The sequence below is a fragment of the Proteus penneri genome (genome assembly GCF_003144535.1).
Classification (GTDB): Bacteria; Pseudomonadota; Gammaproteobacteria; order Enterobacterales; family Enterobacteriaceae; genus Proteus; species Proteus penneri.
In genome coordinates this window covers 414,408-439,978 of record NZ_PHFJ01000001.1, presented here as the reverse complement: position 1 = coordinate 439,978, position 25,571 = coordinate 414,408, and the positions used below count along the sequence as shown (strand labels likewise).

The 25,571-nt window shown below is 36.4% G+C and carries 20 protein-coding genes and 1 tRNA gene; 11 read left to right on the top strand and 10 right to left on the bottom strand.

The annotated features are described in order from the left end of the window. Positions 1–7: 7 nt before the first annotated feature. From oppC to CUB63_RS02175, 4 genes are all read right to left on the bottom strand, one after another. On the bottom strand, positions 8–916 hold the full coding sequence (oppC, locus tag CUB63_RS02190) for an oligopeptide ABC transporter permease OppC (protein ID WP_006536448.1): 909 nt from the start codon (positions 914–916) through the stop codon (positions 8–10). Positions 917–934: 18 nt separating this feature from the next. Beyond that, on the bottom strand, positions 935–1,855 hold the full coding sequence (gene oppB / locus CUB63_RS02185) for an oligopeptide ABC transporter permease OppB (RefSeq protein ID WP_023581988.1): 921 nt from the start codon (positions 1,853–1,855) through the stop codon (positions 935–937). A 78-nt stretch (positions 1,856–1,933) separates the two neighbouring features. Beyond that, positions 1,934–3,571: an oligopeptide ABC transporter substrate-binding protein OppA gene (gene oppA / locus CUB63_RS02180; RefSeq protein WP_109400565.1), complete on the bottom strand. Its 1,638-nt coding sequence runs from the start codon at positions 3,569–3,571 to the stop codon at positions 1,934–1,936. 271 nt (positions 3,572–3,842) lie between these two features. Then, positions 3,843–5,480, bottom strand: coding sequence for an ABC transporter substrate-binding protein (locus CUB63_RS02175; RefSeq protein ID WP_109847352.1), 1,638 nt, complete (start codon positions 5,478–5,480; stop codon positions 3,843–3,845). 752 nt (positions 5,481–6,232) lie between these two features. On the opposite strand from CUB63_RS02175, the gene CUB63_RS02170 reads away from it, so the two are divergent. The 5 genes from CUB63_RS02170 (at position 6,233) to CUB63_RS02150 (ending at position 11,281) form a co-directional block, all read left to right on the top strand. Continuing rightward, entirely contained in the window at positions 6,233–7,798 is a 1,566-nt protein-coding gene (locus CUB63_RS02170) for an ABC transporter substrate-binding protein (protein WP_072064089.1), read from the top strand. Positions 7,799–7,875: 77 nt separating this feature from the next. Then, on the top strand, positions 7,876–8,919 hold the full coding sequence (locus CUB63_RS02165) for an ABC transporter permease (RefSeq protein WP_006536438.1): 1,044 nt from the start codon (positions 7,876–7,878) through the stop codon (positions 8,917–8,919). Continuing rightward, complete coding sequence (locus tag CUB63_RS02160) at positions 8,919–9,749, top strand: ABC transporter permease (RefSeq protein WP_006536437.1); 831 nt, start codon at positions 8,919–8,921, stop codon at positions 9,747–9,749. The genes CUB63_RS02165 and CUB63_RS02160 overlap by 1 nt, the downstream gene beginning before the upstream one ends. Further along, the gene (locus CUB63_RS02155) at positions 9,742–10,578 is read left to right on the top strand and encodes an ABC transporter ATP-binding protein (protein ID WP_006536436.1); all 837 of its coding nucleotides are present in this window, start codon (positions 9,742–9,744) and stop codon (positions 10,576–10,578) included. Before CUB63_RS02160 ends, CUB63_RS02155 begins: the two co-directional genes overlap by 8 nt. Beyond that, complete coding sequence (locus CUB63_RS02150) at positions 10,568–11,281, top strand: ABC transporter ATP-binding protein (RefSeq protein ID WP_006536435.1); 714 nt, start codon at positions 10,568–10,570, stop codon at positions 11,279–11,281. The genes CUB63_RS02155 and CUB63_RS02150 overlap by 11 nt, the downstream gene beginning before the upstream one ends. 82 nt (positions 11,282–11,363) lie before the next feature. Here CUB63_RS02150 and CUB63_RS02145 read toward each other — a convergent pair whose 3' ends face one another. Continuing rightward, complete coding sequence (locus CUB63_RS02145) at positions 11,364–12,008, bottom strand: YchE family NAAT transporter (protein WP_006536434.1); 645 nt, start codon at positions 12,006–12,008, stop codon at positions 11,364–11,366. Positions 12,009–12,522: 514 nt separating this feature from the next. Here CUB63_RS02145 and adhE point away from each other — a divergent pair. Further along, positions 12,523–15,189 (top strand): bifunctional acetaldehyde-CoA/alcohol dehydrogenase, encoded by a 2,667-nt coding sequence (gene adhE / locus CUB63_RS02140; protein WP_072064093.1) that lies wholly within the window; start codon positions 12,523–12,525, stop codon positions 15,187–15,189. Positions 15,190–16,412: 1,223 nt separating this feature from the next. On the opposite strand, the gene CUB63_RS02130 is transcribed toward adhE, so the two are convergent. Further along, on the bottom strand, positions 16,413–17,009 hold the full coding sequence (locus CUB63_RS02130) for a thymidine kinase (protein ID WP_006536430.1): 597 nt from the start codon (positions 17,007–17,009) through the stop codon (positions 16,413–16,415). Positions 17,010–17,517: 508 nt separating this feature from the next. Between CUB63_RS02130 and hns the strand changes: the two genes are divergently transcribed. Further along, positions 17,518–17,922 (top strand): histone-like nucleoid-structuring protein H-NS, encoded by a 405-nt coding sequence (hns, locus tag CUB63_RS02125; protein WP_006536429.1) that lies wholly within the window; start codon positions 17,518–17,520, stop codon positions 17,920–17,922. A 219-nt stretch (positions 17,923–18,141) separates the two neighbouring features. Here the strand turns inward: hns and CUB63_RS02120 are convergent, their stop codons facing one another. The 3 genes from CUB63_RS02120 to rssB all read right to left on the bottom strand — a co-directional run bounded on the left by CUB63_RS02120 (position 18,142) and on the right by rssB (position 21,524). Then, on the bottom strand, positions 18,142–19,149 hold the full coding sequence (locus CUB63_RS02120; RefSeq protein ID WP_006536428.1) for an NAD-dependent epimerase: 1,008 nt from the start codon (positions 19,147–19,149) through the stop codon (positions 18,142–18,144). A 266-nt stretch (positions 19,150–19,415) separates the two neighbouring features. After that, the gene (galU, locus tag CUB63_RS02115) at positions 19,416–20,324 is read right to left on the bottom strand and encodes a UTP--glucose-1-phosphate uridylyltransferase GalU (RefSeq protein WP_006536427.1); all 909 of its coding nucleotides are present in this window, start codon (positions 20,322–20,324) and stop codon (positions 19,416–19,418) included. A gap of 180 nt (positions 20,325–20,504) precedes the next feature. Next, positions 20,505–21,524 (bottom strand): two-component system response regulator RssB, encoded by a 1,020-nt coding sequence (gene rssB, locus CUB63_RS02110; RefSeq protein WP_109847351.1) that lies wholly within the window; start codon positions 21,522–21,524, stop codon positions 20,505–20,507. 149 nt (positions 21,525–21,673) lie between these two features. Here rssB and CUB63_RS02105 point away from each other — a divergent pair, with 149 nt between their 5' ends. The 3 genes from CUB63_RS02105 (at position 21,674) to CUB63_RS02095 (ending at position 23,370) form a co-directional block, all read left to right on the top strand. Continuing rightward, on the top strand, positions 21,674–22,147 hold the full coding sequence (locus CUB63_RS02105) for a YchJ family protein (protein WP_109400570.1): 474 nt from the start codon (positions 21,674–21,676) through the stop codon (positions 22,145–22,147). A gap of 38 nt (positions 22,148–22,185) precedes the next feature. Further along, a complete protein-coding gene (gene purU / locus CUB63_RS02100; protein ID WP_072064098.1) occupies positions 22,186–23,034 on the top strand; it encodes a formyltetrahydrofolate deformylase in 849 nt (282 codons plus the stop codon). Positions 23,035–23,285: 251 nt separating this feature from the next. Further along, positions 23,286–23,370 (top strand) — tRNA-Tyr (locus tag CUB63_RS02095). A gap of 33 nt (positions 23,371–23,403) precedes the next feature. Here CUB63_RS02095 and CUB63_RS02090 read toward each other — a convergent pair. Continuing rightward, positions 23,404–24,267, bottom strand: coding sequence for a helix-turn-helix domain-containing protein (locus CUB63_RS02090; protein ID WP_072064099.1), 864 nt, complete (start codon positions 24,265–24,267; stop codon positions 23,404–23,406). A gap of 436 nt (positions 24,268–24,703) precedes the next feature. Here CUB63_RS02090 and xthA point away from each other — a divergent pair, with 436 nt between their 5' ends. Further along, positions 24,704–25,510 (top strand): exodeoxyribonuclease III, encoded by an 807-nt coding sequence (xthA, locus tag CUB63_RS02085; RefSeq protein WP_109400572.1) that lies wholly within the window; start codon positions 24,704–24,706, stop codon positions 25,508–25,510. Positions 25,511–25,571 lie beyond the last annotated feature (61 nt).

Below are 25,571 nucleotides of genomic sequence, written 5' to 3'. Positions count from 1 at the left end.
GTTCTCCTTAACGATCTTTCGGATCTAATGCGTCACGTAAGCCATCACCGATAAAGTTAAAGCAAAACAGTGTGACAACTAAGAACGAAGCCGGGAAAAGTAACAACCAAGGAGAAACTTCCATTGAGTTTGCACCATCACTTAATAGTGCTCCCCAACTACTTAATGGCTCTTGTGTTCCTAAACCTAAGAAGCTTAAGAAGGATTCAAATAAAATCATGCTAGGCACTAATAAAGAGGCATAAACCACCACCACACCGAGTACGTTAGGTACGATATGTCTTAACACGATATTGCGTGATGACACACCACAAACTAATGCAGCTTCAATAAACTCTTTACGTTTTAGACTTAAGGTTTGTCCTCTTACAATACGCGCCATATCGAGCCAAGATACCATCCCAATCGCAACGAAAATCAGTAGGATATTTTGACCGAAAAATGTCACCAGTAAGATAACAAAGAACATAAATGGGAATGAGTTTAATATTTCCAGTAAACGCATCATAATTGAATCAACACGCCCACCAATATAACCCGCCATTGCGCCATACAGCGTACCAACAATAACAGCAACAAAGGCGGCGGCGATACCGACCATTAATGAGATACGACCACCAATCGCAACCCGTACTAATAAGTCACGACCTGATGAGTCAGTGCCAAAATAGTGAGAAGAGGCAAAGTCAGGTGCCATCGACATCATTTCCCAATCAGTATCGTCATAAACAAAGGGCGATAACATTGGGGCAAAAATAACAAATAATAAAATAAAGAAAAGTAACACAAGACTCGTGATCGCAGCTTTATTGTGCATAAAACGACGACGAGCATCTTGCCATAAACTACGACCTTCAATATCTAGCTGCTCCGAGAAATTCCCCAGAGCTTCGCTGTTTTCCTTCAGTGATAACATAACGTGCTCCAGTGTCTATTAATAACGAATTTTCGGATCAATAACGGCATATAAGATATCGACAATGGCATTAAAGAAGATCGTTAATGCACCTACGATAATGGTTAAGCTTAATACCAATGAATAATCTCGGTTTAAAGCACCATTAACGAATAATTGTCCGATACCCGGCAATCCAAAGATGGTTTCAATAACCATTGAGCCCGTAATAATACCGACAAATGCAGGCCCCATATAAGAGATAACAGGTAGCAACGCGGGTTTTAAAGCATGGCGCAGTACAATTCTTTTCATCGGCAAGCCTTTCGCTTTTGCCGTTCTAATAAAGTTTGAGTGTAATACTTCAATCATTGAACTACGGGTAATACGCGAGATACTAGCAATGTAAGAAAGCGACAGTGCGATCATTGGCAACAACATATATTGTACAGCTCCGCCATTCCAGCCCCCTGCTGGCAACCACCTTAAGGTAATCGCAAAAATAAGCACTAATAGTGGTGCGACAACAAAACTCGGTATTACAACCCCCGTCATGGCAAAAGTCATGACGGTATAATCCCATTTGGTGTTTTGATTCAGTGCGGCTATCACGCCTGCCCCCACACCTAAAATGACAGCAAAAATAAATGCCGACAGCCCTAATTTAGCTGAAACAGGGAATGCTTTACCGACTAAGGTGTTTACACTGTAGTCTTTATATTTAAAAGAAGGCCCTAAATCCCCTTTCGACAATTGAATTAAATAATCGAAGTATTGCTTATAAATGGGATCATTTAAGTGATATTTCGCTTCAATATTTGCCATAACCTCAGGCGGGAGTTTTCTTTCACCCGTAAAAGGACTACCCGGGGCTAAACGCATCATAAAGAACGAAATCGTTATTAGAATAAATAGAGTCGGTATCGCTTCTAAAAAGCGACGAAAAATAAATTTGAGCATTGCCCGTTCCTATAATACAAACCTATTCAGGCGTGACGATAAAAAGACCTCGTCTTAATAAGACAAGGTCTCGCCCGATTATTTAGCAATAATATACAAGTCTTTAGTATGTAAATTATCTAATGGATCTTTACCTGAATAACCACCCACATAAGGTTTAACTAAACGGGTGTTTACATAATAGTAAAGTGGAACAATGGCCGAATCTTTATCTAATACACCTTCAGCTTTTTGATAAATAGCGGCACGTTCATCATCAGATTTCACACGTAACGACTCTTTGAGCAATGCGTCAAATTCTGTGTTTTTATAGTGAACAGTGTTGTTACTGCTGTAAGACAGCATCATGTTAAGGAATGAAGAAGGTTCATTATAATCTGCACACCAACCGGCACGAGCAACATCATAAGTTCCTTGATGACGAGTATCTAAGAACGTTTTCCACTCTTGGTTTTCAAGAGAAACATCAGCACCTAAGTTTTTCTTCCAAATTGAAGAAGCGGCGATCGCGACTTTTTTATGTAAGTCGGATGTATTGTACAGAAGCTTAAATTTTAGTGGATTTGCTTTATTATAGCCCGCCTCTTCTAATAATTGGCGTGCTTTTTCATTACGTTGTTCTTGAGTCCAACTTGCAAACCACTCAGGTTTGCTCTCTTTAATTCCATCTGTAAATGGAGGGGTAAAGCCATAAGCTGGGATATCACCTTGGTTTTTCACTTTATAAGTAATGATATCTCTATCCATTGACAGTTTCAGTGCTTCACGAACACGAGGATCGTTAAACGGAGCCTTCTCATTATTAATTTCATAATAATAAGTACATAAATATGGGCTTATACGCAATTCATCAGGGATCTCTTTTTTCAATTTTTGGAAAAATTCGATTGGTAAATTGCTATATGTCATGTCGATTTCACCCGCACGATAGCGGTTTACATCAGTGACTTCTGATGAAATAGGTAAGAACGTCACTTGATCAATAACAGTATTTTTGTTATCCCAATAAGTTGGACTACGCTCTAACACAATACGTTCGTTGACTGTCCAGTCTTTTAAATGATAAGCGCCGTTACCGACGAAGTTAGCAGGTTGCGTCCATTTCTCACCAAATTTTTCAATCACTTTTTGGTTAACTGGCGACATGGAGGAGTGAGCTAATAATTTTGGTAAATAAGGCACAGCTTCAGATAAAGTGATTTCTAATGTGTTGTTATCTAATGCCTTAACACCTAATTCTGTGGCTTTTTTCTTACCTGCAATAATATCGTCGATATTCACGATATGCGCATATTGCAGATAACTTTCATAAGGAGATGCAGTGTTAGGATCCGCTAAACGTTGCCAGCTATAAACGAAATCTTGCGCTGTAACAGGTTCACCATTCGACCATTTAGCACCTTCACGAATTTTAAATGTCCAAACAGTAAAATCTTTATTTTCCCAACTCGTTGCGGAGCCTGGTAAAATTTCACCATCTGGTCCAACAATAGTAATGCCTTCGAAAAGATCACGCGCTAATGCAGACTCAGGTACACCTTCGATTTTATGAGGATCAAGTGATTGTGGTTCAGAGCCATTATTACGCACCAGCACTTGTTTTTCAGCCAATTTCACCCCGTCAGGAACAACAGCAGCGTTAGCTGTTAGCGCTGACAATCCAAAGATTGCGCTTATTGCAATCGCCAACGCACTCTTTTTAGTTAAATTACTCATCTTATAAAATACTCCCAGTTAGTGAGCTGGTTGTTAGACAACCATTCTGTGATGTTCAGTTGTGTTTTAGAACGGTTTACACAACTTATTGTTTTTACAAAAAATAAATCAATTTTGTTTATTTGCTATCAGTTCTTAATTGCCTGATAGCATTATAATTTTTTTAATGCCGCTATCTTTTTTGGGTAGTTTTTTATTGTTTCACTACTTTTTAAATAACTTTTAATAATTAAATCGCACATAACTATAGAATGTCGATAATTTACCAGTTTTAGTTATCTGCCTTTATAAAATAGCGCTTTAAGTCCGTATAATCAAAGGGGTCTTTACCTATAAATCCGCCTACTTTTGGACTAACTAATCTAACACTGACACGATAATAAACAGGTACTATCGCCGAGTCCATGTCTAACAAGGCTTCAGCGCGCTGATAGAGTTGATGTCGAGCCTCTTTATCAACCGCAATTGAAGCATTATTTAATGCGTCATCGTAATCATTATTTTCATAAAAGACTGTATTAAGACTACTTGTGGAAAGAAATGAATTTAAAAACGAGGTTGGTTCATTGTAATCTGCACACCACGTTGCTCTCGCAACTTGATAATTTCCTTGATTACGATTTTCTAATGCGGTTTTCCACTCTTGGTTTTGCAACGTCACATTTGCACCAATACTTTTTTTCCACATTGATGCAGCAGCTATGGCCTGCTGTTTATTTTGATCAGACGTATTGTAGAGCAAAGTAAAAGTTAGAGGATTTTGAGCATCAAATCCCGCTTCTTTTAATAATTCACGCGCCCTCTCATTACGTTGCTGTTGTGTCCAATAAGCCCATTTAGGCGCTTTAAAATTACCGTTACCAATAAAAGAGGGAGTAAAAGAATAAGCGGGTATTTGCCCTTGTCCCATTATTTTTTCAGCAATAACTTCTCTATCAAGTGTCAGTTTCACCGCTTCACGAACACGAGGATCATCAAAAGGCGCTTTTTTATTATTTAATTCATAATAGAAAGTACATAAATACGGTGTGACATGTAAATTCTCTGGCTGTTCTTGCCTCATTTTTCTATACAGAACAGGAGGAATAGCGCTATTAGTGATATCTATTTCACCGCTACGATAGCGATTAATATCACTGGTTTCTGAGCTAATTGGTAAAAATGTAGCTTGCTCAATAATGGTGTTTTTATTATCCCAATAAAGTGGATTACGTTTTAAAGTCACCTTTTCATTCACAACCCAATTTTCAATAACATAAGCACCATTACCGACAAAATTTTCAGGACGAGTCCAATTCACGCCATATTTTTCAACAACCTCTTTTTTAACTGGTTTTAATGGCGTATGGCTGACCATATCGACTAAATAGGGAATTGGCTTGGTTAAATTAATTTGCAAAGTATGAGGATCTATCGCTTTCACACCTAGTGCTTCAGGCGTTTTTTTTCCACTAAGAATATCTGCAACATTTTCAACATAAGCATATTCAAGATAACTGGCATAAGGTGAACCTGTTTTAGGATCGACCACTCGACGCCAGCTATAAACAAAGTCTTCAGCGGTCACTGGTGTACCATCACTCCACTTTGCATCTTCTCGCAAATAGAATGTCCACACCTTGTTATCATCCGTTTCCCAGCGTTGTGCAACGCCCGGCATGCTCTCGCCATTAGGCCCCACATAAGTCAGACCTTCTAATAAATTTAAAATAATATTAGTTTCTGGTGCGCCTTCTACTTTATGCGGGTCAAGAGATGAAACTTCAGTACCGTTATTAATCACAATATTCTGTTGTTTGGCCAGAGTAGTGCCTTCAGGAAGAGTAATGGCATGAGAAAAAAAGGAGGTTAATACAAGTGACATAATACTAAGTGGGAACACTGTTTTTAACGTGGCTTTATTTTTCATGGGTACCTCTCCTAATAAACAATAATTTATAGCGGGGTCGCTCAATTAACGATATGTATCGTTGTTAAATTTTGATTGTAATATTTGTGGCTCTTAAAGATTTTAAAGATATTTATGAGATAAAAATGATACCAACACTCTTCTTTTTTACACTTATCGTAAATTTTGTCAATTAATGCGGTATTCTTATCACTTAACTTTATTGAGCCCTCTAGAGTTCTATCCTGAGAAAATAAAATATATATATCGAGAGGAACAAAACAACAAATAAACATTAAATTAACATCATGCAAGTTTTATAGATAGAAAACCTACTCAGCTCACAAATTTAATATAATTAGGATGGGTTTTACTTAACTCACAGAACTTTATGATGCTTTATTTGTAAAAAATTTCTCTTTGAAATTAATTTAAAATAACAATAAATTCATCTCTAAACTGAATAACAATTCTAATATAAAAATATTTATAGATTATTAAATATTCACTTTTATTATTTGTTTTTAAAATTTAATCTAAATGTTTAATTTGAATGGAAAGTGATCGTCTAAAGACATATTTCATCACCCTATTCTTGCGGTTAATTATTCTTCTACCATAATTAATTTTGGCTACTTATAACGAAGGGTTATATGTAAGCGTAATTAAAACTTTGCGCATTGGTCACGTTTTGCCTAAGTTAAGTTCACAAAGTAATAAGTAATAAGTTATTGACATAACGACTTTAGCTACACCATTTCAGGGAGCGTCTCATGAAAGCAAAATTATTATCATTATTCGTTGTGGGTGCCCTTTCCGTACCGGCATTTGCAGCAACACCTGCGAATACATTAATTGTGGTACAAGGGCTTGATGATATTGTTAGCCTTGATCCAGCTGAAAGTAATGAACTGTCTAGTATTCAAACTGTGCCTAGTTTATATCAGCGTATTGTTCAACCTAATCGTGATAATCCTGAGATTAATGAGCCAATTTTAGTTGAAAGCTGGCAAGCAAATCCTGAACAAAAATCTATCGTATTCAAAATTAAACCTGATGCAAAATTTGCATCTGGTAACACCGTTCGCCCTGAAGATATTATCTTCTCTTATCAGCGTGCGATCACCATGAATAAATCACCAGCCTTTATTCTAAATGTCTTAGGTTGGAAAACAGAAAACATTACTTCATTATTGAAAAAAGTCAGTGATAATGAATTAGAAGTGCGTTGGACTGCGGATGTCAGCCCTGATGTTGTGCTAAATATCCTCTCAACCCCAATTGCTTCTATCGTTGATGAAAAGCTAGTTTCTGCTCACATTAAAAATAATGACTTTGGGAATAGCTGGCTGAAAATGAACTCAGCCGGAAGTGGCGCATACAAAATGCGGGCTTATCAACCACGTCAAGCCATAGTGTTAGAAGCAAACCCTCTCTCACCAACTGGCGCGCCTAAAATGGCGAATATTATTATTAAAAACGTGCCCGATCCGGCATCACGTCGCTTATTGATTGAAAAAGGTGATGCAGATATTGCACGTGAACTAGGCACTGACCAAACTGCCGCATTAGCAGGCAAAGCAGGGATCAAAATTTTAGATATCCCTTCTGCAGAACAAGTGTATATGGCGTTTAATACTGCCAGTGGAAACCCTGCACTGAGTAACCCTGCATTTTGGGAAGCGTCTCGTTATTTAGTTGACTACAAAGGCATTACTGAAGATCTAATGCGCGGTCAGTATTTTATTCACCAAAGTTTTTTACCCGTAGGTTTACCGGGTGCACTAAAAGATAACCCATTCACTTTTGATCCAAAGAAGGCCAAAGAAATTTTAGCCAAAGCAGGCATTACCAATGCTCGCTTTACATTAGATGTTGAGAACAAAGTACCTTATATTACGGTGGCACAATCCATTCAGGCAAGTTTTGCTCAAGCAGGTGTACAAGTAGATTTATTGCCAGCGGCAGGTAGCCAAGTGTATAGCCGCGTACGCGCTAAACAACACCAAGCCGCGATTCGTTTTTGGATCCCAGACTATTTTGATGCGCATTCAAATGCGAGTGCCTTTGCTTATAACGATGGACAATCCAATACTGTTGCTTGGTTAAATGGTTGGAAAATTCCTGAACTAAGCCAGCAAACATTGGCTGCACTTAATGAAGCAGACAAAACAAAACGTCAATCGCTCTATACTGAAATGCAAAAAGAGTTACAACGTAGTTCACCTTATGTCTTTATCGATCAAGGTAAAAACCAAATCGTCATGCGCGATAATGTTAAAGGTTATGCCCAAGGTCTAAATGCAGATATGGTTTATTATGACAAAGTAACTAAGTAATATTTTCTCCTGAAACCATCCACAGTCATGTTATTGTGGATGGTCTATTTTTTGCCATTTCACTAGGCTATTGCTGTATGAATACTGCTATGACGTTACCTATTCGTCTAAAAAGTCAGTTAATTACTTTTGCTCAAGGAATATTGACATTAGTACTTACACTTTTTGGGCTTCTTGTAATTACTTTCACGCTTTCTGCACTTTCCCCTGTTGATCCTGTTCTGCAAATTGTTGGTGATCATGCAAGCCTCGAAACCTATAACCAAGTCAAACATGAATTAGGGCTGGATTTACCTCTCTATATGCAGTTTTTTCACTATGTGGAAGCACTGCTACAAGGGCATTTAGGTACAGCAACATCAACAGGCCAGCCAGTGCTTGATGATTTGTTAGCAACATTCCCCGCGACATTAGAATTAGCGACGATTGCATTACTGATTGGTGCCAGTCTCGGTATTTTATTCGGTGTTTTATGTGCGCGATTTGTGGGAACACCTCTCGATTTTATTTTGCGCATTTTGACGCTATTGGGTAGCTCTGTTCCTATTTTCTGGTTAGGTTTGATTTTGCTATTGATCTTCTATGCCACATTACAATGGACTGCTGGCCCCGGACGATTAGACGATATCTATCAATTTACGATTGAACCCGTAACAGGCTTTGCGTTAATCGATACCTTATTAGCAGGTGATAAAGACGCCTTTTTTAACGCGTTATCACACCTTATTTTGCCCGTTTCTCTGTTAGCTTATTTTGCCCTTGCTTCTATTACTCGTTTAACTCGTTCGGCCTGTTTAAACGAAATGAATAAAGAGTATGTCACACTAGCGAGAGCAAAAGGCATTGGTGAGTTACGTATTCTTTTTTATCACGTATTACCCAATATTCGTGGTGTTTTAATGACTATTATCGCCCTATCTTATACCGGTATGTTAGAAGGGGCGGTATTAACAGAAACGGTCTTTTCTTGGCCGGGAATCGGTCGATATCTTACAACCGCACTTTTTGCGGGTGATACCACCGCTATTATGGGTGGTACTTTAGTTATCGGTTTATGCTTTGTCTTTATTAATAATATTACCGATATCGTTATTCGTTTGACTGATCCGAGGCTCCGCTAATGTCACCTTCATTTTTAAGAAAAATAGCGCGTTCGCCTTCCGCATTTATCGGTTTATCGTTGCTTATTTTACTGTTAATTATTGCTATTTTTGCACCTTGGTTAGCCCCTTATGATCCCAATTGGCAACATGCAGCCCAACGTTTGTTAGCACCCAATGCTGAACATTGGCTAGGCACAGACAATTATGGACGCGATATTCTTTCTCGCCTTATCTATGGTACTCGCCCAATGCTAGGTTTGGTGGGATTGGTGGCTATTATCACCTTACCATTAGGATTGTTGATCGGGATTTTATCTGGATATTACGGCGGTTGGACTGAACGTATTTTAATGCGCATCACCGATATTGTAATGTCGATGCCTTCTCTTATTCTCGCCTTTGCCTTTGTCGCAATGTTAGGTCCTGGCCTGCTAAATGGTGCATTAGCACTGGCTTTAACTGCATGGCCTGCTTATGCACGTCAATCTCGCAGTGAAATTCAACATTTGCGTAATAGTGATTATCTTGCTGCAGCCGAAATGATGGGAATTAAAGGTATTCGACTTTTATGGGGACATATTTTACCTCTATGCTTACCGTCAGCCATTGTACGTTTAGCCCTTAATTTGGCGGTGATTATTCTTGCTGCCGCAGGTCTGGGTTTTCTTGGATTAGGTGCTCGCCCTCCTATGGCTGAATGGGGAGCAATGATCGCAGAAGGTATGCCTGTTATTTTTGACCAATGGTGGGTAGCCGCTATTCCGGGTACAGCGATTTTAATCAGCAGTCTGGCATTTAATTTATTGGGTGATGGATTACGCGACGTATTGGGAGATACCCATGAATAAAACACCATTAATTGAGGTCAATAACCTCTGCATCGATTTCCCAAAAGCAAGAGTTGTCAATAATGTTTCTTTCTCTTTAGGTCAAGAGCGTTTAGCGGTTGTTGGCGAATCAGGCTCAGGCAAATCAATGACCGCTCGTGCATTAATGGGATTAGTTCGTCAGCCAGGAAAAGTCAGTGCAGATAAACTCAATTTGCAGGGAAATAATTTATTGGATTTCTCATCGCGCCAATGGAATAACATCCGAGGTAATACGATTTCAATGGTATTACAAGATCCTCGTTATGCCTTAAATCCGGTAAAAACCATTTATCAGCAAGTAGAAGAAACCGTCAAACAGCATCAAAAACTTTCTCGCCAAGATAGACGTCAACTTATCATCGATACACTACTGTCTGTCGGTTTACCTGAACAGAATATTTATCGCTATCCCGGTGAATTATCAGGTGGTATGGGGCAACGAGCAATGATAGCTATTGCGCTAATCAATAACCCTACTATTTTAATTGCCGATGAGCCGACATCAGCACTTGATGCTCAGTTGCGTCATCAAATTCTTGAACTGATCACCATGCAATGTGAACAACGCAACATGGGCCTATTGTTAATTAGCCATGATTTGCCTCTTGTTGCCGAATATTGCGAACGTGTAATGGTGATGTACCAAGGCGAACAAGTGGATGAACTCAATGCGAAAGCGCTACCGACAGCTACGCACCCTTATACTCGTACACTTTGGACATGCAGACCTAATGCAAGCACTTATGGCACGCAATTGCCGGTATTAGATAGGACGCTTAATTTCAAGGGGCTACATCATGTTAATTGACATTCATGATTTACATGTTCAATTTGAGCAAGGCAAACAAGCAAAGCACGTTGTAAAAGGGATCAACTTACATGTTCAACAAGGTGAAACTTTTAGCTTAATAGGTCGTTCTGGTTGCGGAAAATCGACTATTTTACGAGTGATTGCTGGATTATTGACTCATTGGCAAGGTAACATGTCACTTTTAGGGCAAACCATTAAACCACAACAACGTTTTCAAGGCGCATTACGTCGTAATATACAAATGGTATTTCAAGATCCCTACGCCTCTTTACACCCTCAACACCGTATTGAGCGTGCGTTTTCCGAGCCTTTAAAAATCCATCAAATTCCTTTCGATAAAGATACGATTAAGCAAGCATTGGCCCAAGTTGGTTTGCCTGCAGATGTGACAAGTCGTTATCCTCATCAACTTTCGGGTGGACAGCGTCAACGCGTCGCCATTGCCAGAGCCCTTTTATTACAACCTCAATTATTGCTTTTAGACGAGCCAACCTCAGCGCTAGATATGTCAGTACAAGCCGAGATCTTAAATCTGCTTAACACCCTGAAAAAAGAGCATAATATGACATATTTATTAGTCAGCCATGATGCTGATGTTATTGCACATATGTCAGATAGAGCCGCATTAATGGAAAATGGTGAACTAACACAACATTATGATCGGGAGGCGTTATCAAAAGGGATACATCGTCTCGATTGAGATAAAAGAGAATAAATAAAAGAAAGGAACCGAGCAGTATTGCATTATTAATACTGCTCTTTTTAATTGTTCTGCGCTGTGTTTAAACTAATAAGCCGGGGAAAATAGAACGCAATCCGGTCACAATAAATTCAATACCTAACGACATTAATAATAAACCCATTATACGAGTAACCACATTAATGCCAGTTTGCCCTAAATATTTTACTAATAGTGTTGCACTGCGAAACAGCAACCAACAGCAAAAGGCAAAAAAGATACTGGTTGCGGCTAGTCCTATAAAATTAGTAAACCCTTCCCAGCGAGAGCTCCACACAATACAGGAACTGATTGCCCCGGGTCCCGCCATTAATGGTAATGCTAAAGGTACAACCGCAACACTATTGCGTACTGCGGATTCGTTTCGTTCTTGGTTGTTTTGTTTATCTTCCCCTAAACGCCCATTAATCATCGTCATGGCAATGGTAACAATCAGTATCCCACCAGCTATACGAAACGAGTCGATAGAAATACCGAAAACATTCAGTATAGAATCACCGATTAACAGAGAAGAGACTAAAATAATTGCAACAGAGCCATTCGCAATTAAGTTTGTTTTGTTGCGCCCTGCATCAGTTTGATAACTCGTCATACTGATAAAGACTGGCAAAATACCAATTGGATTTACAATCGCAAAAAGACCGACAAAAAATTTAATATAACCGGATAAATCCAGTAATGACCCCATGAAAAGCCCCTTATTGGCTAATAAACATGCGAATTATCTATAAAAAGATAGATTAACTCCAAAAAATGCGCGTTACTTTAAATCAATAAACCAGTTAATTCTATTAGTTAACAAGTTTTTACCTAAAATATTCTATTGTAAACTGATTAAAACCTAGTGGTTTAATTTTATATCGAAATCAAGTCTACGACAAAAAAATCGTTGAAGATTTATTACATATAAGAATCATTCTCATAAAAAGCCATGCTGAAAGGTGTCAGCTTGCCAATTTTGTGATATATATCACGTTAATTAATTAGAAAGATGGTAAGCTGTTATCATTCAAAGAAAGAGGGCTACTTCAAAAATATATTTTCCTTGATTATTGTTTTTTTTAAGTTTTTTAAGCAAATTATGCTCTCTAATAATTATTATCGAATTGAGCACATTATCATCTTTCTAAGCTATTCTTATTAATTATGATGAAAACGGCTAATTTGCTTAAAAAATTTAACATTTTATCAGGAGTCTCTTTATGTCTGTAACTAACGTTACTGAACTCAATGATTTGGTTGCTCGTGTAAAAAAAGCCCAACGTGAATTTGCTAATTTCTCTCAAGAACAAGTTGATGCTATTTTCCGTGCTGCTGCATTAGCTGCCGCTGATGCTCGTATTCCTCTTGCAAAATTGGCCGTCAAAGAGTCTGGTATGGGTATCGTTGAAGATAAAGTGATAAAAAACCACTTTGCTTCTGAGTATATCTACAATGCGTATAAAGACGAAAAAACCTGCGGGATTTTATCTGAAGATCTCACTTACGGCACAATAACCATTGCTGAACCTATTGGGATCATCTGTGGTATCGTACCGACCACTAACCCAACTTCTACTGCGATTTTTAAAGCATTAATTAGCTTAAAAACACGTAATGGTATTATTTTCTCTCCACACCCTCGAGCAAAAGAAGCGACAAACCGTGCTGCTGAAATCGTTTTAAATGCAGCTATCGCCGCGGGTGCGCCAAAAGACATTATTGGTTGGATTGATGAACCATCAGTCGCCCTCTCTAACGCATTAATGCACCATGAAGATATCAACCTGATCTTAGCAACAGGTGGTCCAGGCATGGTTAAAGCAGCATATAGTTCAGGTAAACCTGCTATCGGTGTTGGTGCGGGTAATACGCCAGTCGTTATTGATGACTCAGCAGATATTAAACGTGCTGTAGCATCAATCTTAATGTCTAAAACTTTCGATAACGGCGTAATTTGTGCGTCAGAACAATCTGTTATCGTTGTTGATAGCATCTATAAACAAGTTCGTGAGCGTTTCTCAACTCACGGCGGTTATATGCTAACAGGTAAAGAATTAAAAGCGGTTCAAGATATCATCTTAAAAGACGGTAACTTAAACGCAGCTATTGTAGGTCAACCAGCAACAAAAATTGCTGAAATGGCTGGCATTGAAGTACCTGTAAATACCAAAATTTTAATTGGTGAAGTAAAAGAAACTACAGAAGCAGAACCATTTGCTCACGAAAAATTATCTCCACTACTAGCAATGTACCACGCTCAATCGTTTGAAGATGCGGTACATAAAGCAGAAAAATTAGTTGAAATGGGTGGTATCGGTCATACATCTTGCTTATATACAGACCAAGATAATTGTCCTGAACATGTTGCCTATTTCGGCGATAAAATGAAAACATCTCGTATCTTAATCAATACTCCAGCATCTCAAGGTGGTATTGGTGATTTATACAACTTTAAACTTGCTCCTTCTCTAACTTTAGGTTGTGGTTCATGGGGTGGTAACTCCATTTCAGAAAACGTAGGGCCAAAACACCTTATCAACACTAAAACCGTGGCGAAAAGAGCAGAAAATATGTTGTGGCATAAACTCCCTAAATCTATTTACTTCCGCCGTGGTTGTTTACCTATCGCACTGGAAGAGATTGCGACAGATGGTAAAAAACGTGCTTTTATCGTGACCGATGGTTTCTTATTCAACAATGGTTATGTTGATGAAGTAACTCGTGTACTGAAAAAATTTGGTGTTGAAACAGAAGTCTTCTTTGAAGTTGAAGCAGACCCAACATTAAGTGTTGTGCGCAAAGGCGCAGAACAAATGAACAGCTTTAAACCTGACGTGATCATCGCATTAGGTGGTGGTTCCCCGATGGATGCGGCAAAAATCATGTGGGTTATGTATGAGCACCCAGAAACTCACTTCGAAGAATTAGCATTACGTTTTATGGATATCCGTAAACGTATTTATAAGTTCCCGAAAATGGGTGTGAAAGCACAAATGGTTGCTATCACAACAACATCAGGTACAGGCTCTGAAGTAACACCATTTGCAGTTGTAACTGATGATGAAACCGGTCAAAAATACCCATTAGCAGACTATGCATTAACACCAGATATGGCTATTGTTGATGCAAACCTTGTTATGAATATGCCTAAATCATTGTGTGCATTTGGTGGTTTAGACGCAGTAACTCACGCATTAGAAGCTTATGTTTCTGTATTAGCTAACGAATATTCTGACGGACAAGCACTGCAAGCATTGAAGTTACTGAAAGAATATCTGCCAGCAAGTTATCATGAAGGGGCTAAAAACCCAGTTGCTCGTGAACGTGTTCATAATGCGGCAACTATTGCGGGTATTGCTTTTGCTAACGCATTCTTGGGTGTTTGTCACTCAATGGCGCATAAATTAGGCTCTGAGTTCCATATTCCTCATGGTTTAGCTAATGCGTTATTAATTTCAAACGTTATTCGTTATAACGCTAATGACAACCCAACAAAACAAACTGCATTTAGCCAATACGACCGCCCTCAAGCACGCCGTCGCTATGCAGAAATCGCTGACCACTTAGAACTTTCAGCACCGGGTGACCGTACTGCTGCTAAAATTGAGAAGTTATTAGCTTGGTTAGAGGAAATGAAATCTTCATTAGGAATTCCATCTTCTATTCGTGAAGCTGGTGTCCAAGAAAGTGATTTCTTAGCAAGGGTTGATAAATTATCTGAAGATGCGTTTGACGATCAGTGTACTGGTGCTAACCCACGTTACCCACTGATATCTGAACTAAAACAACTGTTATTAGATTCTTACTATGGTCGTGAATTTAATGAACATCCAGTTGTTGAAGTAAAAGAAGAGACAAAACCAGCTAAAAAAAGCAGTAAAAAATAATTGAAATACACTGTACTAGTGTGATCCTCAATATTTCGGTTATTTATTCTTAAATAGAAACCCAGTCCTACCATGGCTGGGTTTTTTTATGGCTTCTCATTTGCTTATCTATAATTTGCGACTGTTTTCTAATATTGAGGAATAAGGCGTGATAGGTCACTATTTAGCCATAAAATATAAGTAGTTATACTTATTTTGTAAATTTGATTTTTACTATAAAAATAACACCTTTCTTTATGCATTCATAATTGGCTCTAGAAAAGGCGCTGAGCAACTCATCGATCAAGCCATACCAACGTATTACCACATGATAAAAAATGCTTTGTAGGGGATTATAGAACGCGTCAAACTCTCCCCTCTTTGATTTAGTTAGTTTAATCATCTCACTCTTATCTTATATCCTTCACATAATGACGATAACAAAATGTTATTTGAAATCATCGTGATTACTTTACGCTTTCTTACAATTGAATTCTTATCCGATAAAACAAATAGACTTCATTATTTGGATTATTAATTTGTGTTTAAAATATGGAGATATAAATATTTTATATCTCTAACCGCGTTGGATTTATAAAAAATATAATCTCAATAAAGTATTATCAGAATGAAGCTGATTAACTTATTACCGAAATAATAACGTAATAAAGGTCGCTATTTGTACATTACGCTTAGAAACTTACTCCTTTAGGAGTATGAGAAGAGCCTGTTTATCCGTATTAACAGCTACAAAATGAAGTGTTTTATTTATTCAATGATAACTTAAACAGTCTATAATCAGCATCTATAAAACCTGATATAAACGTTTCATTATACTAACCATAGATAAACGAAATATCTTTTAGTGTTTTCCGCCTATCTTTATTCAACTTTATTAAACTATGAACAATATAAATGAATCAAATGTCCCTCTCTCTTATCATTTGTAAAAAACAATATCGACATCACAAAATAAACACCTTACGTATATTTGATTATGTCTTTTTTGATTAATGATAATGAAATCGATGAAATAAATAAATTTTCCTGTCAAAAAATAACATATCTTCACAAAAGAAAATCAAACTCACCGCATTTTGATATAAAAAAAGCCAACAAATTGGCTAAAAATTAAAAATGTATAAACATTTTTTGGTATTACATAATATAACGCTTTATTTGAATTCTTATTTCATCCCCCTCTTTTACCCTAACAAATTAGTAAAAGAGGGAAATTGAAAAAGTTACTCTTGTTCAATACACCCTTTTAAGGTTGCCTGCGTATAATGCTTACGACAGACTGAAACATATTTTTCATTTCCACCTATTTCAACTTGAGCACCATCACTCAGAACATTTCCTTTATCATCTAGGCGTAGTACTTTATTTGCCTTTCTACCGCAGTAACATACTGTTTTAAGTTCTACAAGCTTATCAGCCCATGCTAATAAATAAGCACTGCCAGTAAATAACTCACCTCTAAAGTCCGTTCTTAATCCATAAGTGAGAACAGGAATATCATAGGTATCCGTTATTTCGCAAAGTTGTTCAACATGTGCCTTACTTAAAAATTGGCATTCATCAATCAATACACAGTGAATAGGTTGTTTGTTATGTTCAGCAACAATAACATCACGAATATTCATATCATCACTAAAGAGTAATGCATCAGCACTTAATCCTATTCTTGAGCTAACCTTTCCCTTTGCAAAGCGTGTATCAATAGCCGCTGTGAAAATCAATGTGCGCATTCCTCGTTCATTATAGTTATAAGAGGATTGCAATAAAGATGTTGATTTTCCAGCATTCATGGCTGAATAATAAAAGTAAAGCTGAGCCATCAGCTCTCTCCTTAAATAGTGTTTATTTTCACGAACGACAGTCTAACATAAACAATCTACAAGTTATCTATAACAAGTATTTATAGCCTTTATTTCTATTCTAGATATACCATCCAAAGATAAAGTTTGTTGTTAATGCTAATTTTGTTTAAAAAATAAATAGCTTTAATAAGTACTTAACATATTAAAACACACCTTGATATACCTTTATTAAAGTATGAAAGTTAGTCCGATTCCATTTTTAGAAAAAAGTCAGTTATTATAAAAAAATGAACAAAGCTTTCTATTCTTTAGCATTAGCGCTATCATCACTTAAAAGATGCATTTCCTTACTAATATTTCCTTTATTGACTAAAGATACCTCAACTTTTATTATTTTTTTCGTTGAGATATTAGTTTAAAAAAAAGAAATTTTACGTAAGGTTTGTATTTAGGTATTGCAGAAATTTAAATAGCAATCTATTATTAGTATTACATCAGCCAACAACATTTATTTGAGACCAGGAAAATGAGCGAATCTTTAAAAATATTAAATAACATCCGTACTCTCCGCGCACAAGCAAGAGAAACTTCTTTAGAAACTTTAGAAGAAATGCTGGAGAAACTCGAAGTTGTCGTTAATGAGCGTCGTGAAGAATTCTCATTAGAAAAAGCAGCTGAAGAAGAACGTGTTCAGAAATTACAAAAATACCGTGAAATGTTAGAAGAAGCCGGTATTGATCCAACAGACTTACTTGAAGCAAGTGCAACTAATAAAACTGGCCGTGCTAAACGTGCAGCTCGCCCAGCTAAATATTCTTACGTTGATGATAATGGTGAAACTAAAACTTGGACAGGCCAAGGTCGTACACCAGCTGTAATCAAACGTGCTATTGATGAAGAAGGCAAATCATTAGAAGATTTCCTGCTGTAATTTACAGTCAATACTCTATTTGAAATACCCTTTTAATTACTTAAAAGGGTATTTTGTTGTTTATCCCATTTAATTAAACAAGCGTTTAATTTTAATATGTGCTGATGTTGTTTGTATTAGATGAGGGTAAACAAAATAAAAAATGTAATAACTACGTTATTTATAATGAAAAAGGAGCTTTATCGCTCCCTTTTTTTTGATTTAATGAAACTAATATTATTAATTTTTATAATAACTTAAATACCAATCAACAAACTGTTTTACGCCATATTCTACTTCTGTATTCGGTGAGAAACCTATTGTTTCAGACAAGTCTTGGCAATCGGCACAAGTAGAAAGAACATCACCATCTTGCATCGGCATTAAATTCAATTTAGCTTTAATATTTAATGATTTTTCTATCGCTTCAATAAATGCCATCAATTTAGTTGGTTGCCCATTACCCACATTATAGATTTTATAAGGAGCAGAACTTGAAGATGTTTCACCTTTCTCTACTGTCCAGTTTTCATCTGCTTCTGGTATAACATTAACCAATCGAACAACGGATCCCACGATATCATCAACATAAGTGAAATCACGCGTCATATTTCCACCGTTATAAACATCAATAGGTTCACCTGCTAACATTGCTTTGGTGAATTTAAATAATGCCATATCAGGACGTCCCCAAGGGCCATATACCGTGAAGAAACGTAATCCCGTTGTTGGTAATTGATATAAATGTGAATAGCTATGAGACATTAATTCATTGGCTTTCTTTGTTGCCGCATATAATGAAACAGGATGATCAACACTATCTTCTGTTGAGAAAGGCTGCTTCTGATTTAAACCATAAACAGAGCTTGATGAGGAGTAGATAAGATGTCCGACTTTATTATGGCGACATCCTTCTAATATATTAATATGACCAACAATATTCGCATCAATATATGCCATTGGGTTTTCAATTGAATAACGAACCCCAGGTTGAGCAGCTAAATGAATAACTCGGTCAAATTGGTGTGATGCAAATAATTGAGCCACTTTTACTGAATCAACAATATCAAGTTTTTCAAAATGGAATTTTTCTAGCTGTTGTAATTTAGCTAATCGAGCTTCTTTTAAGCGTACATCATAATAATCATTCAGGTTATCTATTCCAACAACATGATAACCCATTTCGATTAAACGCTGACTCATATGATAGCCAATAAAACCCGCCGCACCTGTTACCAATATTTTCATATTATCACTCAAATAGCCCAATAATTTATTTTTATGCCAACGCTATCATACTTAATATCACCTCGATTAAACATCATAACGCTTAACATCATCATACATAACAGAAATCAACATGGCTCAATACTATATGCATTGAGCCATACCTTAATCTCCTACAATCACTTTATCTAGCTTTTCCCACAAAATAATCACTTATTATGCATTATACATTGACAGGAATTATACAGTGAAATTAACTAGATAAATGATGGTTAATAAGCTTTATTTTATTGTATTTTTAATGATTTTATCCATTGGGCAAAATCTTCGCCAAACTCTTCGTGCTGTATTCCATACTCTACAAAAGCTTTCATATACCCTAGTTTATTACCACAATCGTGGCTTTTCCCTTGTAGGTGATAAGCTTCAACAGCTTCTTTTTCAATCAGCATTGCAATTGCATCAGTTAACTGAATTTCATCTCCAGCACCTGGTGCAGTTTTCGCTAAGAGTGGCCAAATACTTTCAGATAACACATAACGCCCTACGATAGATAAATTCGAAGGTGCTTCTTCTTTTTTAGGTTTTTCAACAACACGAGTAATTGGTTTGCTATCACCTGGGCATAAGCTTTCGCCCATGCAATCAACAATACCATAATTAGAAACTTCATCTTCAGGAACAGGTTCAACAAGGATTTGGCTTGCGCCGGAATGTTCAAAGTGAGAAAGCATCTCTTTTAAGTTAACTTTGGTTAAATCAGCACTGTATCTATCTAAAATGACATCAGGCAGGATAACAGCGAAAGGTTCATCACCAATTAATGGCTTAGCACATAAAATAGCATGGCCTAATCCTTTTGCTATTCCCTGACGAGTTTGCATAATAGTGACATGGCTTGGACAAATGCTTTGTACTTCTTCTAATAACTGGCGTTTAACTCGTTTTTCTAAAATTGCTTCTAATTCAAAACTGGTATCAAAATGGTTTTCAATTGAATTTTTAGATGAATGTGTAACAAGTACAATTTCATTAATACCTGCTGCAATACACTCATTCACTACATATTGAATAAGAGGCTTATCAACCACTGGCAACATCTCTTTTGGAATTGCCTTGGTTGCAGGTAGCATTCTTGTTCCTAATCCAGCAACAGGGATCACCGCTTTTCTAACTTTACGCACTGCTGATGACATTACATTTCTCCTGCAATTCGTACCGTTCTACTTTCAGATTGTGAATGGGTACAATTAAAAATAATCGCCAGAGTATACCAGCTAATATCTAAGGATAAACAGACTCCTACCCGTTAATTGAGATAGTTCTTCATTTATGTTTAATATATGCACGATATTCTATTTTTATTTAATCTAAACTTAACTTTTATAGATAGGAGAAAACATTAATTTAATCTGATTTGTGTTATCCCAAATTTTACATTGCCAAATTGTTCCCTCACATTTTATTTGATTAATATATAAAAGTTGCAAGGTGCCCAAGGGAACACCACTATTTAATTTGAATTTTTTACTTTCTGTTTTTATTTCAGCTTTTAAGCCTGCTGAGGCTAAAAGGATATTTTTTTTCTGAGTATGATAATAACCAATTGTAATAGGAAATTGTCCTTTCACCCCAATTTCATTAATCATTTTATTTAATTTATTCAACATATTATGCATACTTGGCAAAGATCGTACTTTTTCTGATGATTTTAATACATCATTAAAAACAACCCGTAAAAGTAAAGCGACTAAAAGTCCATTTTCATCATCTCTCGATATATCAACACAATAGAAAATAATTTGATCTTCTGATAAAGCTGCAATATCAAATAATAACCCCATCTTAGCTATATCATTTAATTGACGATAATTAACACAATATCCCGCAACAACCTGCTTAACCTGAGGTTGCATCTGTTTTATGAACGACTGAATATAATGAGTATCTTTTTGTAAGCTATTCCAAAGTGGTTTTAAGTGTATGCCTTCTATTAATACTGATTCAAAAAAACCAGGACATAATACTTCAATGACTTTTTGTTTTAATTTATCAAGATGTATTATTGGTTTAAGGAAAATCTCCTGTGCTCCTAAACGCAACATATCATCTATTTCAGCCATATTATCTGCACATGAAATGGCAATAACAGGAATAGCCAATTTAAGTTGTTCAAGATGATACAAAAAAGTGGGCCCATTCATTATCGGCATACGGATATCACATAAAATAAGATCAGGAAGCAATCCCCCTTCTAATAAAGATAATGCTTGGCTACCGTTATCTGTTGTATAGACACATGCTTTTTCATGTGAGAAATATTCCGTCAACATTGTGCGAAAAACGACCTCATCATCAATTATTAAAATTTTTTTACCCACTAAGGCTTTGTTCATTGGTGACTCCGGTAACTATCGTTTCACATGCTGATAAATTAGCGCTACATTATTAGTTTAGTTCAACATTGACGTTAACTATTCCCAATCGTTACTTTTTTCGCGCTATGGGAAATCGTCATACTGATAACGTGAGTTAGGACATTATTTTGTCGAGTTTATGCCCCTGCAATAGCCAATTATTCTACTCTGATTGTTGCGAGCCTTACCATTTAGGTCAAAAAAACGCCCCAACAGCAGAGGCATTGATGCGTTCGCGTTATAGCGCGTTCGTTAAGCATAATGCTGATTACTTAATAAAAACGTGGCACCCCTCTTGTCGTGTTGCATCCTTACATGATGAATTAGTTTCAGGCTTTCCAAATACACAATGGCTTGGACTCAATGTTATTTCATCGCAAGCGAGCACAAATAAAAATGAGGCATATGTTGAATTCTCAGCTTGCTTTATTGAAAGAAATGCCGATGATAAACAGTACTTACATGAACGCTCTCGTTTTCTAAAAATAGATGACTGTTGGTTTTATATTGACGGTGTGAAACCGAAAGTGGGACGAAACGATCCCTGCCCCTGTGGTTCAGGACGTAAATACAAAAAATGTTGTGAAAATAACATCAAATAACTGCAAACACAGAAGTAAAAGAAAGGATTTATCCATACATGCAACACCAAAATATTCAAAAAAAAATACTACGTACTATTTGCCCTGATGCAAAAGGACTTATCGCTAAAATCACCAATATTTGTTATAAACATCAATTAAATATTGTTCAAAATAGTGAGTTTGTTGATCATCGTACAGGTCGTTTTTTTATGCGTACCGAGCTTGAAGGTATCTTTAATGATGAAACCTTTCTTGCCGATTTAGATGATGCCTTACCACAAGGTTCAAAACGTGAATTAAATACCGCAGGCCGTCGTCGCATCGTCATTATGGTGACAAAAGAAGCACACTGCTTGGGTGACTTATTAATGAAAAGTGCATTCGGTGATTTGGATGTTGAAATTGCCGCCGTTATTGGTAATCATGACACGTTAAAACATTTAGTAGAACAGTTTGGTATTCCTTTCCATCTTGTTAGCCATGAAGGCTTAACCCGTGATCAACATGATGAAAAGTTAATTACACAAATTAATCAATACAAACCTGATTATGTTGTACTCGCAAAATATATGCGTGTATTAACACCTGCATTTGTACAAAACTTCCCAAACCAAATTATTAATATTCACCACTCCTTCTTACCTGCCTTTATTGGTGCACGTCCTTACCATCAGGCTTATGAGCGTGGTGTTAAAATCATAGGGGCAACTGCACACTACGTAAATGATAATTTAGATGAAGGTCCAATCATCACTCAAAATGTGATCAACGTTGACCATACGTTTTCTGCTGAAGATATGATGCGAGCGGGTCGAGATGTTGAAAAAAATGTTCTTAGTCATGCATTATATTGGGTACTTTCACAACGTGTATTCGTTTACGGTAACAGAACAATCATTTTATAAGTTTTCTGCCACTAATAACGCGAGCATGACTATCTAAATGTAAACCGCGATATCAAGCATATCGCGGTTTATTTTTATCCCTTATTAATAGAGATGATATTAATTAAAATCAACACGATAGCGCATAAAGCTTGAACGATACGCACATTTTTACAGCAGTCAGACTCTTTTTAGTAAAATAGCGCTTTACAGATCTCAGGTATTTGGTATTATTGCGCCCGCTGTCACGGACAGCAAAACAATTTAATGTTGGTGGGATACCCAAGCGGCCAAAGGGAGCAGACTGTAAATCTGCCGTCACAGACTTCGAAGGTTCGAATCCTTCTCCCACCACCATCTCCTCTTCGTTTTAGTCTAGAAAAATCCTTTTCATTCCATTTTATTAATTAAATCTAAAAATCGATTCAATACACTTGAGTGATACTTAGATTTATAGATGTAACAGTTATATCGTATCTTAGGTTGAATTAATGGTATAAAGCATAAGTCTGCTTCATACTCATCTTTCAATGGGTTTTCATCTGTCAATAAAAGAGAATTATGCGTTTGAATAAAACGTAAACAGCAATTAAGATCATCCATTATTCTGACACACACAGTCTTTCCTCTATCCCCCATTTCACTCTCTAATTTTTTTATCTTAGTTGTTTTGTATAATGCCGGATCACATAACCAAATATTTTCACTTAAAAGTCTATCAAGATTATTATTTACACTATTTACAAGTGTTTTTTGACAACAAATACCTAAGTGTTTATTTTCTATTTTATGAAGAAGGCTAAATTTTTCACTAATAATTTTATCAGAACTTAATATTAATGTATTACCATCATAATCAGGTATTTCTTCAAAGCTTTCTCTTGAGAATCGCATTATATTTATATGGGAATAATTTTTATTTGCTGCTTGATAAAGCTGAGTTAAATATTGGCTTTTTCCCCAATCATAATAAACATGAATGCTATTATTTATAATACCCGAGATATGTTTTTTAGTTATCTCTTTTTCCTGTAGATAGAGCGATTTCAAATCATTATAAAGCTCAAGCCCTTCTTGGGTTAAACTCATACCAAACTTCTCTCGTTTAAATAAACGCTTTCCTAATACGGCTTCAAAGTCTTTGATAGATTTAGCGACGGGAGGCGTTGTGCGATTCATCACCCGAGCAGCTTTACTTAATGAGCCATTTTCGACTACGGCCATAAAGGCTTCTAATTTACGAGAAAAAAACATAATTCACCATTCCTTAGCTGTGTAGAATAAAATAATTTCATTAATTCATTTGATGTAAATGAAATAGTGATTAATTAATTTAAAAATTAATTTTATATAAAAGCAGTTTTATATAAATATTCTTTTACCTCCTTTTAATGAATACAATTTATAACTACAATATTATTTTTATTATGTCATCATTCTTCACATATAAAGAATAATAATACTTATATTCTTCTATCAAAGATTAGTTTATGTTTCTAGTTTGTTTAATTAATATTTTTTGTTATGTAATTAATTATTTTTATTAAATTGGCGTACTCTATTTAATAATCTTTATTTTATCTCTCTCTTGATAAGCTGTACCATCATTTCAGTGATTTGCTTACATTCATTTTATGATCCTGTTAGTATAAGGCATCCTATTATTCAATATATAAATGGTTACAGTCACATGAAATTTGTCTCTTTCAATATTAATGGTTTACGCGCTCGTCCTCACCAACTTGAAGCTATCATAGAAAAACATCAGCCAGATGTTATTGGACTTCAAGAAACAAAAGTTCATGATGATATGTTTCCATTAGATACAGTGGGTGCCTTGGGTTATCATGTTTTCTATCATGGTCAAAAAGGGCATTATGGAGTTGCCTTACTCACAAAGGAAAAACCCGTCGCAGTACGTAAAGGTTTTCCTAGTGATGACGATGATGCTCAACGCCGCATGATCATGGCTGATATCGAAACACCCGCGGGTTTATTGACAGTGATGAACGGTTATTTCCCTCAAGGTGAAAGCCGTGATCATGAAACTAAATTTCCAGCAAAAGAAAAATTTTATGCTGACCTTCAAAACTACCTAACTGCCAGCTTAAAACCGACCTCTCCAGTACTTATTATGGGTGATTTAAATATTAGCCCAACAGATAAAGATATTGGTATTGGCGAAAATAATATGAAACGCTGGTTAAAAACAGGTAAATGTTCTTTCTTACCAGAAGAGCGGGAATGGCTGGCAACATTGATGGGCTGGGGATTAACAGATACTTTCCGCCAACAACATCCTGAAGCAGATGATAAATTCTCGTGGTTTGATTATCGTTCTAAAGGATTTGATGACAATCGTGGACTACGTATCGATTTACTCTTAGCCAGTCGTTGTTTAGCGGATAATTGTATTTCAACAGGAATTGATTACGATATTCGTGGAATGGAAAAACCATCTGATCATGCCCCTGTATGGGCTGAATTTAAAATCTAATCAAATAAAATTTTAATTCAATAAAAGCACTTCGCTAAATATAGAGAAAGTGCTTTTTATT

Coding starts and splice junctions, on each gene's coding strand:
- oppC (WP_006536448.1), bottom strand. CDS start 916: ATGTTATCACTGAAGGAAAACAGCGAAGCTCTGGGGAATTTCTCGGAG.
- oppB (WP_023581988.1), bottom strand. CDS start 1,855: ATGCTCAAATTTATTTTTCGTCGCTTTTTAGAAGCGATACCGACTCTA.
- oppA (WP_109400565.1), bottom strand. CDS start 3,571: ATGAGTAATTTAACTAAAAAGAGTGCGTTGGCGATTGCAATAAGCGCA.
- CUB63_RS02175 (WP_109847352.1), bottom strand. CDS start 5,480: ATGAAAAATAAAGCCACGTTAAAAACAGTGTTCCCACTTAGTATTATG.
- CUB63_RS02170 (WP_072064089.1), top strand. CDS start 6,233: ATGAAAGCAAAATTATTATCATTATTCGTTGTGGGTGCCCTTTCCGTA.
- CUB63_RS02165 (WP_006536438.1), top strand. CDS start 7,876: ATGAATACTGCTATGACGTTACCTATTCGTCTAAAAAGTCAGTTAATT.
- CUB63_RS02160 (WP_006536437.1), top strand. CDS start 8,919: ATGTCACCTTCATTTTTAAGAAAAATAGCGCGTTCGCCTTCCGCATTT.
- CUB63_RS02155 (WP_006536436.1), top strand. CDS start 9,742: ATGAATAAAACACCATTAATTGAGGTCAATAACCTCTGCATCGATTTC.
- CUB63_RS02150 (WP_006536435.1), top strand. CDS start 10,568: ATGTTAATTGACATTCATGATTTACATGTTCAATTTGAGCAAGGCAAA.
- CUB63_RS02145 (WP_006536434.1), bottom strand. CDS start 12,008: ATGGGGTCATTACTGGATTTATCCGGTTATATTAAATTTTTTGTCGGT.
- adhE (WP_072064093.1), top strand. CDS start 12,523: ATGTCTGTAACTAACGTTACTGAACTCAATGATTTGGTTGCTCGTGTA.
- CUB63_RS02130 (WP_006536430.1), bottom strand. CDS start 17,009: ATGGCTCAGCTTTACTTTTATTATTCAGCCATGAATGCTGGAAAATCA.
- hns (WP_006536429.1), top strand. CDS start 17,518: ATGAGCGAATCTTTAAAAATATTAAATAACATCCGTACTCTCCGCGCA.
- CUB63_RS02120 (WP_006536428.1), bottom strand. CDS start 19,149: ATGAAAATATTGGTAACAGGTGCGGCGGGTTTTATTGGCTATCATATG.
- galU (WP_006536427.1), bottom strand. CDS start 20,324: ATGTCATCAGCAGTGCGTAAAGTTAGAAAAGCGGTGATCCCTGTTGCT.
- rssB (WP_109847351.1), bottom strand. CDS start 21,524: ATGAACAAAGCCTTAGTGGGTAAAAAAATTTTAATAATTGATGATGAG.
- purU (WP_072064098.1), top strand. CDS start 22,186: ATGCAACACCAAAATATTCAAAAAAAAATACTACGTACTATTTGCCCT.
- CUB63_RS02090 (WP_072064099.1), bottom strand. CDS start 24,267: ATGTTTTTTTCTCGTAAATTAGAAGCCTTTATGGCCGTAGTCGAAAAT.
- xthA (WP_109400572.1), top strand. CDS start 24,704: ATGAAATTTGTCTCTTTCAATATTAATGGTTTACGCGCTCGTCCTCAC.